Source organism: Sphingomonas leidyi, from assembly GCF_011761945.1.
Taxonomy (GTDB): Bacteria; Pseudomonadota; Alphaproteobacteria; order Sphingomonadales; family Sphingomonadaceae; genus Sphingomonas; species Sphingomonas leidyi.
Window position 1 is genome coordinate 223,455 of record NZ_JAASQV010000002.1, and the last position, 13,819, is coordinate 237,273.

The following is a 13,819-nucleotide window of genomic DNA, read 5'->3' on the forward strand; positions in this document are numbered from 1 at the left end:
GGGACGATCGGCCACTTGCTCCGGGATATGCCGGCGAAGTGGTTAAGGCGGGGTTAGCCAAGCCGGATGCCGTGCATGCCAGCTTGCATCCGGCGGCATCGGGATTAAGGAGACGGCACCGACCGAGGAAGGACATAATCTTGGCCAATGTGCGCAACGAAGCGCGACCACTGTCGCCGCATCTGTCGATCTGGAAGTGGGGGCCCTCCATGGCGGTCTCCATCACCCACCGCGTCACCGGCAGCGGCATGGCGACCGTCGGGACGATCCTGTTCGTCTGGTGGCTGGTCGCCCTCGCCTCGGGCCCGGCGGCCTATGCGGCGTTCCTCGACCTGTTCACGGTCAAGTCCGGCGCGCTCAACATCGCCGGCTATGTCTTCGGCATCGGCCTGACCCTGTCCTTCTTCCAGCACATGAGCTCGGGCATCCGCCACCTGTTCCTCGACCAGGGCGCCAATTTCGAGCTCAAGGCCAACAAGACCACCGCGACGCTGACCTATGTCGCTGCGGTTCTCCTCACCGCGGCCTTCTGGGCCTATATCATCTGGGGGAAGACCAATGGGTAACGGCACCAGCATCGGCAAGGTCCGCGGCCTCGGCTCGGCGCATGAAGGCGCGCATCACTGGTGGCATCAACGGCTCACCGCCGGCGCCAACCTGATCCTGACCCTGTGGTTCGTGCTCAGCATCGCATTGCTGCCGGCCTATGATTTCGAGACCGCACGCCACTGGATCGCCCAGACCCAGGTCGCCGTGCCGCTGATCCTGCTGGTCCTCACCACTTTCTATCACTTCCGCCTCGGCCTGCAGGTGGTGATCGAGGATTATCAGCACGACGAGACGCACATCGTGCTGATGGTGCTGCTCAACTTCTTCACGCTGGCGGCGGGCACCACCGCCATCTTCTCGATCCTCAAGATCGCCTTCACGGCGGGAGCAGCGCTCTGATGTCCGCGTACAAGATCATCGATCACACCTATGACGCGGTGGTGGTCGGCGCCGGCGGCTCGGGCCTGCGCGCCACCATGGGCTGTGCCGAGGCGGGCCTCAAGACCGCCTGCATCACCAAGGTGTTCCCGACCCGCAGCCACACCGTGGCGGCGCAGGGCGGCATCGCCGCGAGCCTGGGCAACAACACGCCCGACCACTGGTCGTGGCACATGTTCGACACCGTCAAGGGCTCGGACTGGCTCGGCGACCAGGATGCGATCGAATATATGGTCCGCGAGGCGCCCGCCGCAGTCTATGAGCTCGAGCATGCCGGCGTGCCGTTCAGCCGCAACGACAACGGCACGATCTACCAGCGCCCGTTCGGCGGCCATATGCAGAACATGGGCGAAGGCCCTCCCGTGCAGCGCACTTGCGCGGCGGCCGATCGCACCGGCCACGCCATGCTCCACGCGCTCTACCAGCAGAGCCTGAAATACGACGCGGACTTCTACGTCGAATATTTCGCGCTCGACCTGATCATGGAGAACGGCGCCTGCCGCGGCGTGATCGCGCTTTGCATGGAAGACGGCTCGATCCACCGCTTCCGCAGCCATGCCGTCGTCCTCGCGACGGGCGGCGGCGGCCGGGTTTACCAGTCGGCGACGTCGGCGCACACCTGCACCGGCGACGGCAACGGCATGGCGCTGCGCGCCGGCATCGCGCTGCAGGACATGGAGTTCGTCCAGTTCCACCCGACCGGCATCTACGGCGCCGGCGTGCTGATCACCGAGGGCGCGCGCGGCGAGGGCGGCTACCTCACCAACTCCGAGGGCGAGCGCTTCATGGAGCGCTATGCCCCTTCGGCCAAGGACCTTGCCAGCCGCGACGTGGTCGCGCGCTCGATGGCGATGGAGATCCGCGAGGGCCGCGGCGTCGGCAAGGAGAAGGATCACATCTTCCTTCACCTCAACCACATCGATCCGAAGATCCTGCACGAGCGCCTGCCGGGCATCACCGAGACCGGCAAGATCTTCGCCGGCGTCGACCTGACCCGCCAGCCGCTGCCGGTGGTGCCGACCGTGCACTATAACATGGGCGGCATCCCGACCAATTATCACGGCGAAGTCGTCCACAACAAGGACGGCGATCCGGATGCCGTGATCCCCGGCCTGTTCGCGGTCGGCGAAGCGGCCTGCGTGTCGGTGCACGGCGCCAACCGCCTGGGCTCCAACTCGCTGATCGACCTGGTCGTGTTCGGCCGCGCGACGGGCCTGCGCCTCAAGGAGCTGCTCAAGCCCGGCATGAAGCACAACGAGCTGCCCAAGGGCTCGGAGGAGTTCGCGCTCGGCCGCCTCGATCACTTCCGGAACGCCAAGGGTTCGCGCCCGACCGCGGAGGTCCGCGCCGACATGCAGAAGACGATGCAGCGCCACTGCGCCGTGTTCCGCGACAGCGCGCTGCTCGCCGAGGGCGTCGGCCACATGCAGGAAGTGTACAAGGGCTTCCAGGACGTGGGCATCCAGGACCGCTCGCTGATCTGGAACACCGACCTGGTGGAGACGCTGGAGCTCGACAACCTGATCGGCCAGGCCGTCGTCACCATCGAGTGCGCCGCCAACCGCAAGGAAAGCCGCGGCGCGCACATGCACGAGGACTTCCCCGAGCGCGACGACAAGAACTGGATGAAGCACACCGTCGCCACCTTCGAAGGCTGGGGCGGCAAGGGCGGAAAGACCGAGATCGATTACCGCCCGGTCCACGACTACACGCTCACCGACGAGATCGAGTACATCAAGCCGAAGAAGCGGGTGTATTGATCCTTCCATCCAAGGTTCGAAGGGCTCGTTCGCCAGGTGCGAACGGGCCCTTTTCCTATCCGGTCGCGACTAGGCCGCCTTCCCGAACCGCTCGACCTTGATATCCTCGGCATGCGCGCGAACGCTCGCCAACGCATACGCACTCGGCATGCGGAGCAGCGCATCTGCCTTCACGCCGAACGCTTTCTCGAACCGGATCGGCATTTCGGCCGGCAAGCCCTTCGACCTGCCCGTTTCGACAAGGCTCGGCAGCGCCTTGTGCCGGATCGCCTCGATCTGCACTTGCGCAAAATGGGGACATGGCCGTCAAGCGTCACTTCACATTCATTCGCTTGACACCGCCCCTGCCGCCACGAGAGTGCGCGGCATAGGGGCACATCGATGAGCGGGTTCGAATTCAGCTTTTCCCTGTTCGGCCTGCTGCTCGGCCTTGCCCTGGCCGAGGGGCTGGGCGGGCTCTCGCGCGCACTCAAGGCGCGGCACGAGGTGCGGATCGGCTGGGCGACCGCGCTGCTCGGCATCTTCGTATCGTGCGACGTCGTCACCTTCTGGATGTATGGCTGGACGCTGCGCGACCTGCTCAAGCTTAGCTGGCCGATGCTGTTCGGCGGCTTTCTCGTCACTGCCAGCTACTATGTCGCCGCCTCGCTGATCTTCCCGAGCGACTTCGCCGAATGGCCCGACCTCAATGCCTATTTCGACAAGCATTACCGCAAGGTGATGGGCGCCGTCCTACTCTGCAACGTCGCGCTGATGGCTACGACCGTCGCGCTGTTGGGCCCGAAGGGCATGTTCACCGTTCGGGTAATCGTCCTCACATGGTCCTTCTTTCCGATCTCGCTGGTCGCGATCTCCGTCAGGAACCGGCATATCGTGATGGCCTGCCTGATCTGGCTGATCGCACTCTATCCGCTCGCCGCCATCTGGCATTGAGGCCGGGCACTCCCCAAATGCGGCAGCGGGACGGGATTTCCGTCCCCGCTTGACACCGCTCCCGCACCCGCGAGAGTGAGGCGTTAACGATCTCCGGGGGGTTCGGGCCTGCCATGCGTATCGCGTTCGCCATCCTCGCGGCGGCTGCCGCGCTCGCCGTCACGCCCGCTACGGCCCAGTATCGCGCGCCGGAGCACAAGGCGGAATGGCCCGGGATGGTCTCGGGCAGCGATGGCATCGAGGGGCTCGATCCCGGCCCCGAGCTGCAGCGCGGGCGATCGGCCAGGGCAATGCTCGCCGATGCCCGCAAGCTGAACGTCGCGCTCGCCGCGCTCCAGCCGCAGCGCAAGGCACTGGTCGACGCCTATGTCGTCTCGGTCGCGCTCGACAGCGATCCGGTGTTCGGGCGCGAGGCGCGCGAGGCGGGCAAGGTGCTCTCGCGCCGCTTCGATGCCGCCGGGCGCACCATCGTGCTCGCCGGCAGCACCGGCACCATGCCGAGCGAATTGCCGAACGGCTCGCTGACCAGCCTCACGCTCGCGCTCGCCCGGGTCGCCGAAGTGATGGACAGGGAGCAGGACGTCCTCGTCCTCTACACCACCAGCCACGGCGCCAAGGTGGGCATCGCCTATCATGACGGCGACGAGGGCTATGGCGTCCTGAGTCCCAGGCGGCTCCAGGCGCTGCTCGACGAACTCGGCATCCGGAATCGCGTGCTGATCCTCTCGGCCTGCTATTCGGGCATCTTCGTGGGGCCGCTGTCCAGCCCCGACACCGCATTGTTCACCGCCGCCTCCTCCGACCGGCCGAGCTTCGGCTGCCAGGCCGACAATGACTGGACCTTCTTCGGCGACGCGATGATCAACCATGCGCTGCGCAAGAACCAGCCGCTCGAAAAGGCGTCGGACGAAGCGCGGATGATGATCGGCGAATGGGAGGGTGCGGCGCGGGTGCCGCCCTCCAATCCGCAGGTGGCGATCGGCGATCATGTCGCGACCTGGCTGGCGCCGCTCGAGGCGCGCATGCCCCAGACCGATACGCCCCCCGTCGGCCGCCCGGCGACCGACGCGCTCAAGGCCGGCGGATGAGATGGCCGAGCAGGAGACCCTTCTGGAGCGATTGATCCCCGGCGAGCTGGAACACCAGATCCCCGCGGCGATCCAGAAGGCGCTTCCGGGCGGCTTCCGCAACCGGCTGCTGCAGCTCGGCCTTGGCCTGCTGATCACCTTCGGCTTCGCGTTCATGGTCCGCCGCTGGGTGGAGCGACGCGAGGCGCGGCGCCGGGCGCTTGCGCCGCGGCCGGCCGCCCCCGCGCTCCCGCCCATCCCCGAGCCCGAAGTGCTCGCGGCAATTGCCGGCACGCACGAACCGGAGCCCCTGCCCGACGACGGCATCCAGGCGACGCGCTACCCGCTCCTCGCCCGCCCGCACGTCGCGCTGTCCGGCCCGGTCGACCAGGCGATGTACGCCAGCTTCCGCGCGCAGCTCGGCGCCGCGCCGAAGCAGGGCGCGCTCGTCGTCTCGCTCTCGACGCCGGGCGGCGATCCCGAAGTCGCGCGGCTGATGGGCGACGAGATCCGGCTGCTGCGCGAATATTCGGGATGCGAGACCCTCTTCGTCGGCAAGGTCGCGGTCCATTCGGCCGGCGTCGCCTTCATGGCCGCCTTCCCCCCCGACAAGCGCTTCCTCACCCGCGGCACGCGGCTGATGCTCCACCCGCGCATCCTCGCCCGCAATGTGGAGATTGCCGGCCCGCTCGACAGCTGCGCCGCCAGCCTCAAGGCCATGCTGCACGAAATCGAGGAATCCGCGCGGATCGAGGAAGAGGACTACCGCGCCCTCGTGGCGGGCTCGCGCCTGTCCTTCGAAGACCTCCAGGCCCGCGCGCCGGCCGCCCGGGACATCGCGGCGGAGGAGGCGCGTTCGCTGGGCCTGGTGCTCGACCTCATCTGAGAGGTTGAGCGGCGCGGCGCGATTGGCTATCGCGCGCCCAAGCATAAGGAACCCCCTCGATGGCCCAATTCCGCCTTCCCAAGAACAGCCGCATCTCCACCAAGGGCCGGGAGCACAAGGCGGATCCGGGCGCGACGAACGTCAAGACGTTCAAGATCTACCGCTACGATCCCGACACGGGCGAGAATCCGCGCTACGACAGTTTCGAGATCGACCTCGACGAATGCGGCCCGATGGTCCTCGACGCGCTGATCAAGATCAAGTCCGAGCAGGACTCGACGCTCACCTTCCGCCGCTCATGCCGCGAGGGCATTTGCGGCTCGTGCGCGATGAACATGGACGGGCGCAACGGCCTCGCCTGCACCACCGCGATCGAGGATATCAAGGGCGACATCCGCATCACGCCGCTGCCGCACATGGACGTGATCAAGGACCTGGTGCCCGACTTCACGCATTTCTACGCGCAATATGCCTCGATCAAGCCGTGGCTGCAGACCGTGTCGACCACGCCCTCGGGCAAGGAACGCCTCCAGAGCCCCGAGCAGCGCGAGAAGCTCGACGGCCTGTACGAGTGCATCCTGTGCGCCTGCTGCTCGACTTCGTGCCCGAGCTACTGGTGGAACAGCGACAAGTTCCTCGGCCCGGCGATCCTGCTCCAGGCCTATCGCTGGCTGGCGGATTCGCGCGACGAGATGACCGGCGAGCGTCTCGACGAGCTCGAGGATCCCTTCCGCCTCTATCGCTGCCACACGATCATGAACTGCGCGAACGTCTGCCCCAAGGGCCTGAACCCGGGCAAGGCGATCGCCGAGATCAAGAAGATGGAAGCCGAGCGCACGCTGTAACGGATGGAAACGCCCAGCGGGGCCCGGCACCCGGCCGAGCCCCGCGTCGAGGATGATGGCTGCGGCCTTAGTAGGGCGTCCTGCAGCCGGCATCGCGATAGGGCGTCGGGCTTGCCAGTATCCATCCGCTTCCCGGCGAGGTCTGCGCGCAAGTGATGAAGCCGTTCAACTTGCTCGCCCAACGATAAAATGGCGCAGGAGGCGCGGCGGCGGCAGAACCCGCCACGAGAAGCGAGATCGCCAGAATGACTTTCTTCATTGCTTTCTCCTTTCCAATTGGAATGTTCAGCGAGATTCACGTCTTCGAATCTCGGTATCTATTCTTGTAGATAATGATGACCCCCTGAAGAAACGCACCGCAGATCAGTCCATAATGGATAAGCATCGGCATGATTTCTGATCCGGAATCCGATTTCATTCATGAAGACGCTGCCGACCACCCCGGCTGGAAGCGGTGGGAGTTGCGCGACCCGACGCGCTTCAACGCATTTCTCGGCCCGATCCTGACGCGGATCGAGGATGGCAAGGCGCTGGTCCGGATGGTGCCGGGGCGCGAGCATTCCAATCTGCGCGATTCCACCCATGGCGGCGCGCTGCTCGCCTTCATGGACGTGGCATTGTTCGCGGCGGCGCGCAGCTTCGGCATGATCTCCGCGGGCGGCGCAGTGACGCTCGATCTCTCCGCCCAGTTCATCGGCACCAGCACGATCGGCCGGCCGATCGTCGCCGAGATCGAATTGCTGCGCGAAACGGGGCGCATGCTTTTCATGCGCGGCGTGATACGGCAAGGCGAAGCGACCATCGCCAGCTTCCTCGGCACCATCCGCAAGAGTTCGCCCCCCGCATGACGCTTTCCTCCCCCATCCCCGCAGGAGCGAGGATCCAGAGCCACGACGGACATCGCCCGCGATGCCCGGCCCCTTGCCTGCGCGGGAGTGGCGGAGAGGGAAAATGACCAGCGTGATCGAACGCTATCGCGCGCTGGTGAAGGCCGGCGAGCTTCGCCCCGATCCCGAACAGGCGATCGCCGCCGAGCGGCTGCACAGGCTCGCCGGCGAGCTGGAGGCGGTGCCGAAAAAGGGCAGCATCCTGTGGCGCGCGCTCGGCCGCCTGCCCGAGCCGCCGCGCGGGCTCTATATCTGGGGCAGCGTCGGCCGCGGCAAGTCGATGCTGATGGACCTGTTCTACGAGAGCGTGAACATCCGCCGGAAGCGCCGCGTCCATTTCCACGAGTTCATGCTCGAAGTGCACGAGCGGCTGAACGAGGAGCGCAAGAAGGACACGCGCGATCCGGTGGTGAAGGTCGCCGATGCGATGGCCGAGGACGTGCGCCTGCTCGCCTTTGACGAGATGGTGGTGAACAATCCCGCCGACGCGATGATCCTCTCGCGCCTGTTCACCGAGATGATGGGCCATGGCCTCACCATGGTCGCGACGTCGAACCGCCCGCCGCGCGACCTCTACAAGGACGGATTGAACCGCACGCTGTTCATTCCCTTCATCGAGCTGATCGAGACCAGGATGGACGTGGTCGCACTCAACGGGCCCACGGATTACCGGCTCGACCGGCTCGGGCGGATGGACACCTGGCTGGTGCCCAATGGCCCGGAGGCGACGAAGCAGCTCTCCGCAGCCTTTTTCCGCCTGACCGACTATCCGGTCGAGGATGCCGCGCATGTGCCGAGCTGCGCGCTGCCGGTGCAGGGCGGACGCGAGCTGCACGTGCCGAAATGCCTGAAGGGCGTCGCGGTCTTCTCGTTCAAGCGGCTGTGCGGCGAGGCGCGCGGCGCGGCCGACTATCTCGCCATCGCCCGGCGCTTCCACACCGTGATCCTGGTCGGCATCCCCAGGCTGGGGCCCGAGAACCGCAACGAAGCGGCGCGCTTCGTCACGCTGATCGACGCGCTCTACGAGCACAAGGTCAAGCTGCTCGCCGCCGCCGATGCCGAGCCGCAGCATCTCTACGAAGCCGGCGACGGCCGCTTCGAGTTCGACCGCACCGTTTCCCGCCTCATGGAAATGCGCTCGGATGCCTATCTGGCGGAGGGCCACGGCGAACGATAGGCTGCCGACTCCGGCCAGCGGAGACGGCAAATGACTCGGGATCAGCGCGACTTCGTCACCAAGGTGCCTGCGGTCACCCTGGGCTTCTGGATCATCAAGATCCTCGCCACCACGCTCGGCGAGACGGGGGGCGACACCGTCTCGATGACCTGGGAGATGGGCTATCTCGCCAGCACCGCGATCTTCGTCGTTCCCCTGGTCCTGCTCGTCGCCTGGCAGATCGCGGCCAGGCGCTTCCACTCCTTCCTCTACTGGGCGACGATCATCGCCTCGACGACGGCGGGCACCACCATGGCCGATTTCGCCACGCGCTCGCTGGGCATCGGCTATACCGGCGGCTCGGCCCTGCTGCTCGCCTGCGTGCTCGGCGCGCTGGGCCTGTGGCACGCGGCGCTGGGATCGGTCTCGGTGGACACGGTGCGCTCGCCCCCGGCCGAGGGCTTCTACTGGCTGACCATCACCTTCTCGCAGACACTCGGCACCGCCCTCGGCGACTGGGCGGCGGACGATGGCGGCCTCGGCTATGCCGGCGGCGCGATGCTGTTCGGCGGCGCGCTCGCGGGGCTGGCATTGCTCTATTACCGGACCCGGACGAGCCGGGTCGCGCTGTTCTGGGCCGCCTTCATCCTCACTCGGCCGCTCGGCGCAACGGTGGGCGACTTCCTCGACAAGCCGCTCGCCAAGGGCGGGCTCGATTTCAGCCGCCCCCTCGCCTCGGCGGTGCTCGCCGCGGCGATCCTCGTGCTGATCCTCGTCATTCCGCAGCGCCCGGGCACGCATCCGGGCGGCGCATCCCAGGGAGAGTAAGTTGCAGCCGATCACCATATCATGGTGCGCGCTCGCGCTGGCGCTGACACCGTTTACCGCCTCCGCCCAGACCCTGGCCGCCGCCGATATGCGCCCGGGCCGGAGCCTCGACGGTGCCTGGCACTGGTCGGTCGACCCCTATCGCGACGGCGTCGCCGGCTTCCATGGCGGCCCGCCGGGCGAGAGCACCGCGCGCTTCCAGGACAGGATCCAGGCCGACGAGGCCGAGAAGCGCCCGAACGCGCTGTTCGAGTTCGACATGCAGCGCTCGCCGGTCACGCACCTGCCCGGCAGCTGGATCGGCCATGCGCCCGAGATGCGCTATTATCAGGGGCTGGTCTGGTATCAGCGGACTTTCGACTGGCAGCCCGCCGGCCCGGGCAAGCGCGTGTATCTCCGCTTCGGCAGCGCCGACCATGCCGCCAGCGTGTTCCTCAACGGCAAGCCGGTGGGCAAGCACGTCGGGGCCTTCACGCCGTTCGCCTTCGACGTGACTGCGCTGCTGCGGCCCGGGAGCAACCAGATCACGCTGGGCGTCGATTCCGCCCGGACCGACAGGGACGTGCCCCCGCCGGTCACCGACTGGGAAACCTATGGCGGCATCACCCGTTCGATCCGTCTCGTCACCGTGCCGGAGACGTTCGTCGACGATGCGTTCGTGCGGCTGGGCAGGGACGGCCGCATCGCCGTTTCCGCCCGCCTGCTCGGACCCCAGGCCGCAGGCATGCCGATCCGCCTGGCGATCCCCGCGCTGGGTGCCGCACTCGAGGGCCGCACCGATGGCGAGGGAAACTGGACCGCCAGCCTCGCCGCTCCGCGCGCGCTCCGGCGCTGGTCGCCCGACAACCCGACGCTCTATGACGTCGAGATCGCCGCCGGCGCGGATCGCTTCACCGACCGGATCGGCTTCCGCACGATCGCGGTGCAGGGCGACAGAATCCTGCTCAACGGCAAGCCGATCTTCCTGCGCGGCATCTCGATGCACGAGGAGGAATTGGGCAAGGATCCGGTGCGCGCGATGAGCCCCGCCGCCACCCGCGCCCTGTTCGCCGAGATCAAGCAGGGGCTCCATGGCAATTTCGTACGCCTGGCGCATTACCCGCACGACGAGGGCACCACGCGCCTCGCCGACGAGATGGGGCTGCTGGTGTGGAGCGAAGTGCCCGTCTATTGGCGCGTCGCCTGGGACGACGCCGATACGCTGGCGACCGCGCGCCGGATGATCGCCGAGAATATCCGCCGCGACCGCAACCGCGCGGCGATCATGCTGTGGAGCGTCGCCAACGAGACGCCGGTAAGCGACGCCCGCAACGCCTTTCTGCGCACGCTGATCGGCGACGTCCGCGCGCTGGACGACAGCAGGCTGGTGACCGCCGCCCTGCTCAGCACGCGCCAGGGCAAGGTGATGCGGATCGACGATCCGCTGGTGGCCGACCTCGATGTGATGGCGATCAACACCTATAATGGCTGGTATTCGGACGACCCGCTCGCCGCGCTCCCGAGCTTCGAATGGCGGAGTCCGGTCGACAAGCCGCTGATCTTCTCCGAATTCGGCGCGGATGCGCTCCATGGCTATCACGACGCCGCCGCCGCCCCGCACAAGTTCAGCGAGGAATATCAGGCCGAATATTATCGCCGTACGCTCGAAATGGCGGCCAGGGTGCCGTTCCTGCAAGGGCTGAGCCCCTGGATCCTCAAGGACTTCCGCTCGCCGCGCCGGCAGCACCCGGTCTATCAGCAGGGCTGGAACCGCAAGGGCCTGATCTCCGAGACCGGCCAGCGCAAGCTGGCGTTCGCGGTGCTGGCCGAGGACTATGCGAAGCGGGAGAAGGCGGAGCGCCGATGCCCCTCTCCGAACGCTACCCGGCCATTGCCGCCGCGAGATCCGCGCCCTTGCCCGTGAGCGCGTAGAGCGGCAGCGGCGGATAGCGATCCTCGAGCTTCCGCCGCACCAATGCCTCGTCGATCACGGCCTTGAGCGTGGTCGACAGCGCACGCGGCGTCACCGGGGCGAGGCGCGCCTGGATCTCGCCGAAGCGCGTCCAGTCCGGACCCAGTCCGACGACCAGCGGCAGCGACCAGCGCGGCAGGTCGCCCGGCCCCAGCTTCAGCCGCGCCCGCGCCACCTCGATCCGCGCACACAAGGCGGCCACCGCCAGCCCGGCTTCGGTCAGCACATATTCCGGGCGCAGCGGGTGGCCATGGCCGGAATTGGGCACCACCCAGCCGCACGCCTTCAGATGGACGAGGCACCGCGTCAGGCTGTTGTGCGGCAGGTCGAATGCCCGCGCGATCACGGCGAAGCGCGAGCCGTGCTCGCGATGGAGCAGCGCCAGCACCGGGATCGCCCAGCGATTGGCCTCGAGCATGCGCAGCAGCGGCACGGGTTCGGGGGGCATTGACTCCATCGTCAAATTCATATCGACTATATAAATGGAACTATAGATTCGGAGATCGGAAATGGCAACCACGCTTGCGGCCCCGGCCCGCGCCGCACTCGGCTATGACGGCGCCCTCACTTGCGCGATCAATGTCAGCGACCTCGATGCCGGCATCGCCTGGTATCGCGACACACTCGGGATGGAGCTGCTCTACCGAGTCGATGAGATCGCCTGGTGCGAGTTCGAGAGCCCCGTCGCGCGCGTGTCCGTCGGCCTCGCCCAGGTCGAGCAGGTGATCCAGGGCGGCGGCGCGACGCTCACCTTCGGCGTGGTCGATCTCGACGCGGCGAAGGCGGTGCTCGATGCCGCCGGCGTGCGCCAGGATGGGCCGGTGCAGGAGATCCCCGGCATGGTCCGGCTGCTCACCTTCTATGATCCCGACGGCAATGCCCTGATGTTCGCCCAGGACCTCTCGGGGCAGGGCTGAGGCCTCAGTCCTCGATGACGTGCGGCACGAAGCGCGCGGTGTTGCCGGTGATGAGGCCGTCCTCGCGGATGCCCATGCCGGCCGGCGCCCCGTCGACGATCCAGGCGCCGATCACGGGATAGCCGCCGCCGAAATCGCGCAAGGGGTAGAGCGCCTGGTAGATCCAGCCGCTCTCGTCATAACGCCCGCCGGTTTCCGCGACGACCTCGCCCCCGCGCAGGATCGAGACATTCGCCCCCTCGCGCCCGAGCAGCGGCTTGGCGACCTGGTCGCCACCGGGCAGCCGGCGGCGGCTGGCGGGGAGCAGGTTGGGATGACCGGGAAACAGCTCCCAGAGCACCGGCAGGATCGCCTTGTTGCTCCAGATCATCTTCCAGATCGGCTCGATCCAGCGCGTGCCGTCCAGGCTCTCCAGCAATGCGGGCGCGAACTCCTCGGCGAGCAGCCATTCCCAGGGATAGAGGTGGAAACAGTTCTCGATCGCCCGGTCCCCCAGGTCGACGAAACGCCGCGCGTCATGGCTCCACCCGATATCCTCCATGCGGATCGCCGTGGTGGCGAGCCCGGCCGCCTGCGCCGTGTCGCGCAGATAGGCGATGGTGACCGTGTCCTCGCCGGCATCGTCCGCGACATGGGCGAAATGCACATGCCCGCCCGGCAGCAGCGGCGCGATGTCGCGCCATTTGTCGACGAGCTTCTCGTGCAGGCCGCTATATTGGTCGAGCGCGGGGAAGACGGCTTCCTTCCAGTCCCACTGGATCACCGCGGCCTCGATCAGGCTGGTCGGCGTGTCGCAGTTGAACTCGAACAGCCTGGGCGGGCCGTCCCCGGCATAGCCGAGGTCGAAACGGCCGAAGTTGAGCGCGGGCGGCTCTTCGCCCCAGGCCCGCCGGATCGCGGCCCAGGCCGGCTCGGGAATGCCGAAGCTGCCGAGCAGGTCGTTGGCGAGGACATGCTCGCCCGCCGCCAGGAACAGCCGGTAGAGCTCGGCGGTCGCCGCCTCGATTTCGTCGATTTCCCGGCGTTCGAAGCGATAGCAGGCGCTTTCGTCCCAATAGGGGCGCCCGTCCATGCTGTGCCAGACGAGGCCCAGCGCCTCGACCCGCGCCTGCCAGTCCGGCCGCGGGGCGACCGGGGTGCGTCGCATTACGCGCCTCCGAAGCCGCCATGGAAGCCGGCCGAGCGCCCGAAGCCCCCGCGCGAGACCGAGCCCCTGCTCACGCTCGAATAGGAGACGCCGGCGCTGGGCCGGGTGGAGCCGCCCCGGGCGACCTCTCCCATTTCGGGCACGCGCTGGCCGCGCCCGACATAATAGGCGTGCGCGCCGCCCGCGCCCCCGCCACGGGCGCTGCCGCAATTCGCATCGGCGATGCGGCGGCCGGCACCGTCGACGCACATCCGGGTGGGCTGGTTCGCGACCAGCGCCCCGCCGCCGCAGCCGCTCGCCAGCAGTGCGGCGGACGTCGCCACCGTCACCCTGAGCGCCGAGAAATCGATCTTTCCGTGCATCCCAACCCCCGCTCGGGCAGAGAGCTATCAGCACGGCGTGGCGCTTGGCAATCCATCCGCACGCCGGCAGGATGCAGGCAACGACTCAGGGGA

General features: G+C 67.5%; 17 protein-coding genes. 12 read left to right on the plus strand and 5 right to left on the minus strand.

Going from position 1 to position 13,819, the window contains the following annotated elements; all coding sequences use genetic code 11:
* The first annotated feature begins 140 nt into the window (after positions 1 to 140).
* From sdhC to sdhA, 3 genes are read left to right on the plus strand one after another with little or no spacing between them, the layout of a single operon-like run.
* Complete coding sequence (gene sdhC / locus FHR20_RS10720; protein WP_167299646.1) at positions 141 to 566, plus strand: succinate dehydrogenase, cytochrome b556 subunit; 426 nt, start codon at positions 141 to 143, stop codon at positions 564 to 566.
* A complete protein-coding gene (gene sdhD / locus FHR20_RS10725; RefSeq protein WP_167299647.1) occupies positions 559 to 948 on the plus strand; it encodes a succinate dehydrogenase, hydrophobic membrane anchor protein in 390 nt (129 codons plus the stop codon). Before sdhC ends, sdhD begins: the two co-directional genes overlap by 8 nt.
* The gene (gene sdhA, locus FHR20_RS10730) at positions 945 to 2,747 is read left to right on the plus strand and encodes a succinate dehydrogenase flavoprotein subunit (protein ID WP_167300471.1); all 1,803 of its coding nucleotides are present in this window, start codon (positions 945 to 947) and stop codon (positions 2,745 to 2,747) included. The genes sdhD and sdhA overlap by 4 nt, the downstream gene beginning before the upstream one ends.
* A gap of 69 nt (positions 2,748 to 2,816) precedes the next feature.
* Here the strand turns inward: sdhA and FHR20_RS22695 are convergent, their stop codons facing one another.
* Positions 2,817 to 3,029 carry a helix-turn-helix domain-containing protein gene (locus tag FHR20_RS22695; RefSeq protein ID WP_167299648.1) on the minus strand — a complete coding sequence of 71 codons (213 nt, stop codon included), beginning with the start codon at positions 3,027 to 3,029 and terminating at the stop codon, positions 2,817 to 2,819.
* 99 nt (positions 3,030 to 3,128) lie between these two features.
* Between FHR20_RS22695 and FHR20_RS10740 the strand changes: the two genes are divergently transcribed.
* From FHR20_RS10740 to FHR20_RS10755, 4 genes are all read left to right on the plus strand, one after another.
* On the plus strand, positions 3,129 to 3,680 hold the full coding sequence (locus FHR20_RS10740; RefSeq protein WP_167299649.1) for a hypothetical protein: 552 nt from the start codon (positions 3,129 to 3,131) through the stop codon (positions 3,678 to 3,680).
* A gap of 113 nt (positions 3,681 to 3,793) precedes the next feature.
* A complete protein-coding gene (locus tag FHR20_RS10745; RefSeq protein WP_167299650.1) occupies positions 3,794 to 4,768 on the plus strand; it encodes a C13 family peptidase in 975 nt (324 codons plus the stop codon).
* Position 4,769: 1 nt separating this feature from the next.
* The gene (locus FHR20_RS10750) at positions 4,770 to 5,633 is read left to right on the plus strand and encodes an ATP-dependent Clp protease proteolytic subunit (RefSeq protein WP_341786439.1); all 864 of its coding nucleotides are present in this window, start codon (positions 4,770 to 4,772) and stop codon (positions 5,631 to 5,633) included.
* 59 nt (positions 5,634 to 5,692) lie between these two features.
* The gene (locus tag FHR20_RS10755) at positions 5,693 to 6,478 is read left to right on the plus strand and encodes a succinate dehydrogenase iron-sulfur subunit (protein WP_167299651.1); all 786 of its coding nucleotides are present in this window, start codon (positions 5,693 to 5,695) and stop codon (positions 6,476 to 6,478) included.
* A gap of 67 nt (positions 6,479 to 6,545) precedes the next feature.
* Here FHR20_RS10755 and FHR20_RS10760 read toward each other — a convergent pair whose 3' ends face one another.
* The gene (locus FHR20_RS10760; RefSeq protein ID WP_167299652.1) at positions 6,546 to 6,737 is read right to left on the minus strand and encodes a hypothetical protein; all 192 of its coding nucleotides are present in this window, start codon (positions 6,735 to 6,737) and stop codon (positions 6,546 to 6,548) included.
* 130 nt (positions 6,738 to 6,867) lie between these two features.
* Between FHR20_RS10760 and FHR20_RS10765 the strand changes: the two genes are divergently transcribed.
* The 4 genes from FHR20_RS10765 to FHR20_RS10780 all read left to right on the plus strand — a co-directional run bounded on the left by FHR20_RS10765 (position 6,868) and on the right by FHR20_RS10780 (position 11,252).
* On the plus strand, positions 6,868 to 7,326 hold the full coding sequence (locus FHR20_RS10765; RefSeq protein ID WP_167299653.1) for a PaaI family thioesterase: 459 nt from the start codon (positions 6,868 to 6,870) through the stop codon (positions 7,324 to 7,326).
* 103 nt (positions 7,327 to 7,429) lie between these two features.
* Positions 7,430 to 8,542 carry a cell division protein ZapE gene (gene zapE, locus FHR20_RS10770; RefSeq protein ID WP_167299654.1) on the plus strand — a complete coding sequence of 371 codons (1,113 nt, stop codon included), beginning with the start codon at positions 7,430 to 7,432 and terminating at the stop codon, positions 8,540 to 8,542.
* Positions 8,543 to 8,572: 30 nt separating this feature from the next.
* Positions 8,573 to 9,349: a COG4705 family protein gene (locus tag FHR20_RS10775; protein ID WP_167299655.1), complete on the plus strand. Its 777-nt coding sequence runs from the start codon at positions 8,573 to 8,575 to the stop codon at positions 9,347 to 9,349.
* 1 nt (position 9,350) lies between these two features.
* Complete coding sequence (locus FHR20_RS10780) at positions 9,351 to 11,252, plus strand: glycoside hydrolase family 2 protein (RefSeq protein ID WP_243857285.1); 1,902 nt, start codon at positions 9,351 to 9,353, stop codon at positions 11,250 to 11,252.
* On the opposite strand, the gene FHR20_RS10785 is transcribed toward FHR20_RS10780, so the two are convergent.
* Entirely contained in the window at positions 11,209 to 11,748 is a 540-nt protein-coding gene (locus tag FHR20_RS10785; RefSeq protein WP_167299656.1) for a winged helix-turn-helix transcriptional regulator, read from the minus strand. The genes FHR20_RS10780 and FHR20_RS10785 overlap by 44 nt on opposite strands.
* A 61-nt stretch (positions 11,749 to 11,809) precedes the next feature.
* Here FHR20_RS10785 and FHR20_RS10790 point away from each other — a divergent pair, with 61 nt between their 5' ends.
* Entirely contained in the window at positions 11,810 to 12,217 is a 408-nt protein-coding gene (locus tag FHR20_RS10790) for a VOC family protein (protein WP_167299657.1), read from the plus strand.
* Between the two features lie 4 nt (positions 12,218 to 12,221).
* Here the strand turns inward: FHR20_RS10790 and FHR20_RS10795 are convergent, their stop codons facing one another.
* Both FHR20_RS10795 and FHR20_RS10800 read right to left on the minus strand, forming a co-directional pair.
* The gene (locus FHR20_RS10795; RefSeq protein WP_167299658.1) at positions 12,222 to 13,364 is read right to left on the minus strand and encodes a glutathionylspermidine synthase family protein; all 1,143 of its coding nucleotides are present in this window, start codon (positions 13,362 to 13,364) and stop codon (positions 12,222 to 12,224) included.
* Positions 13,364 to 13,726 (minus strand): hypothetical protein, encoded by a 363-nt coding sequence (locus FHR20_RS10800; protein ID WP_167299659.1) that lies wholly within the window; start codon positions 13,724 to 13,726, stop codon positions 13,364 to 13,366. The genes FHR20_RS10795 and FHR20_RS10800 overlap by 1 nt, the downstream gene beginning before the upstream one ends.
* Between the last annotated feature and the right edge of the window lie 93 nt (positions 13,727 to 13,819).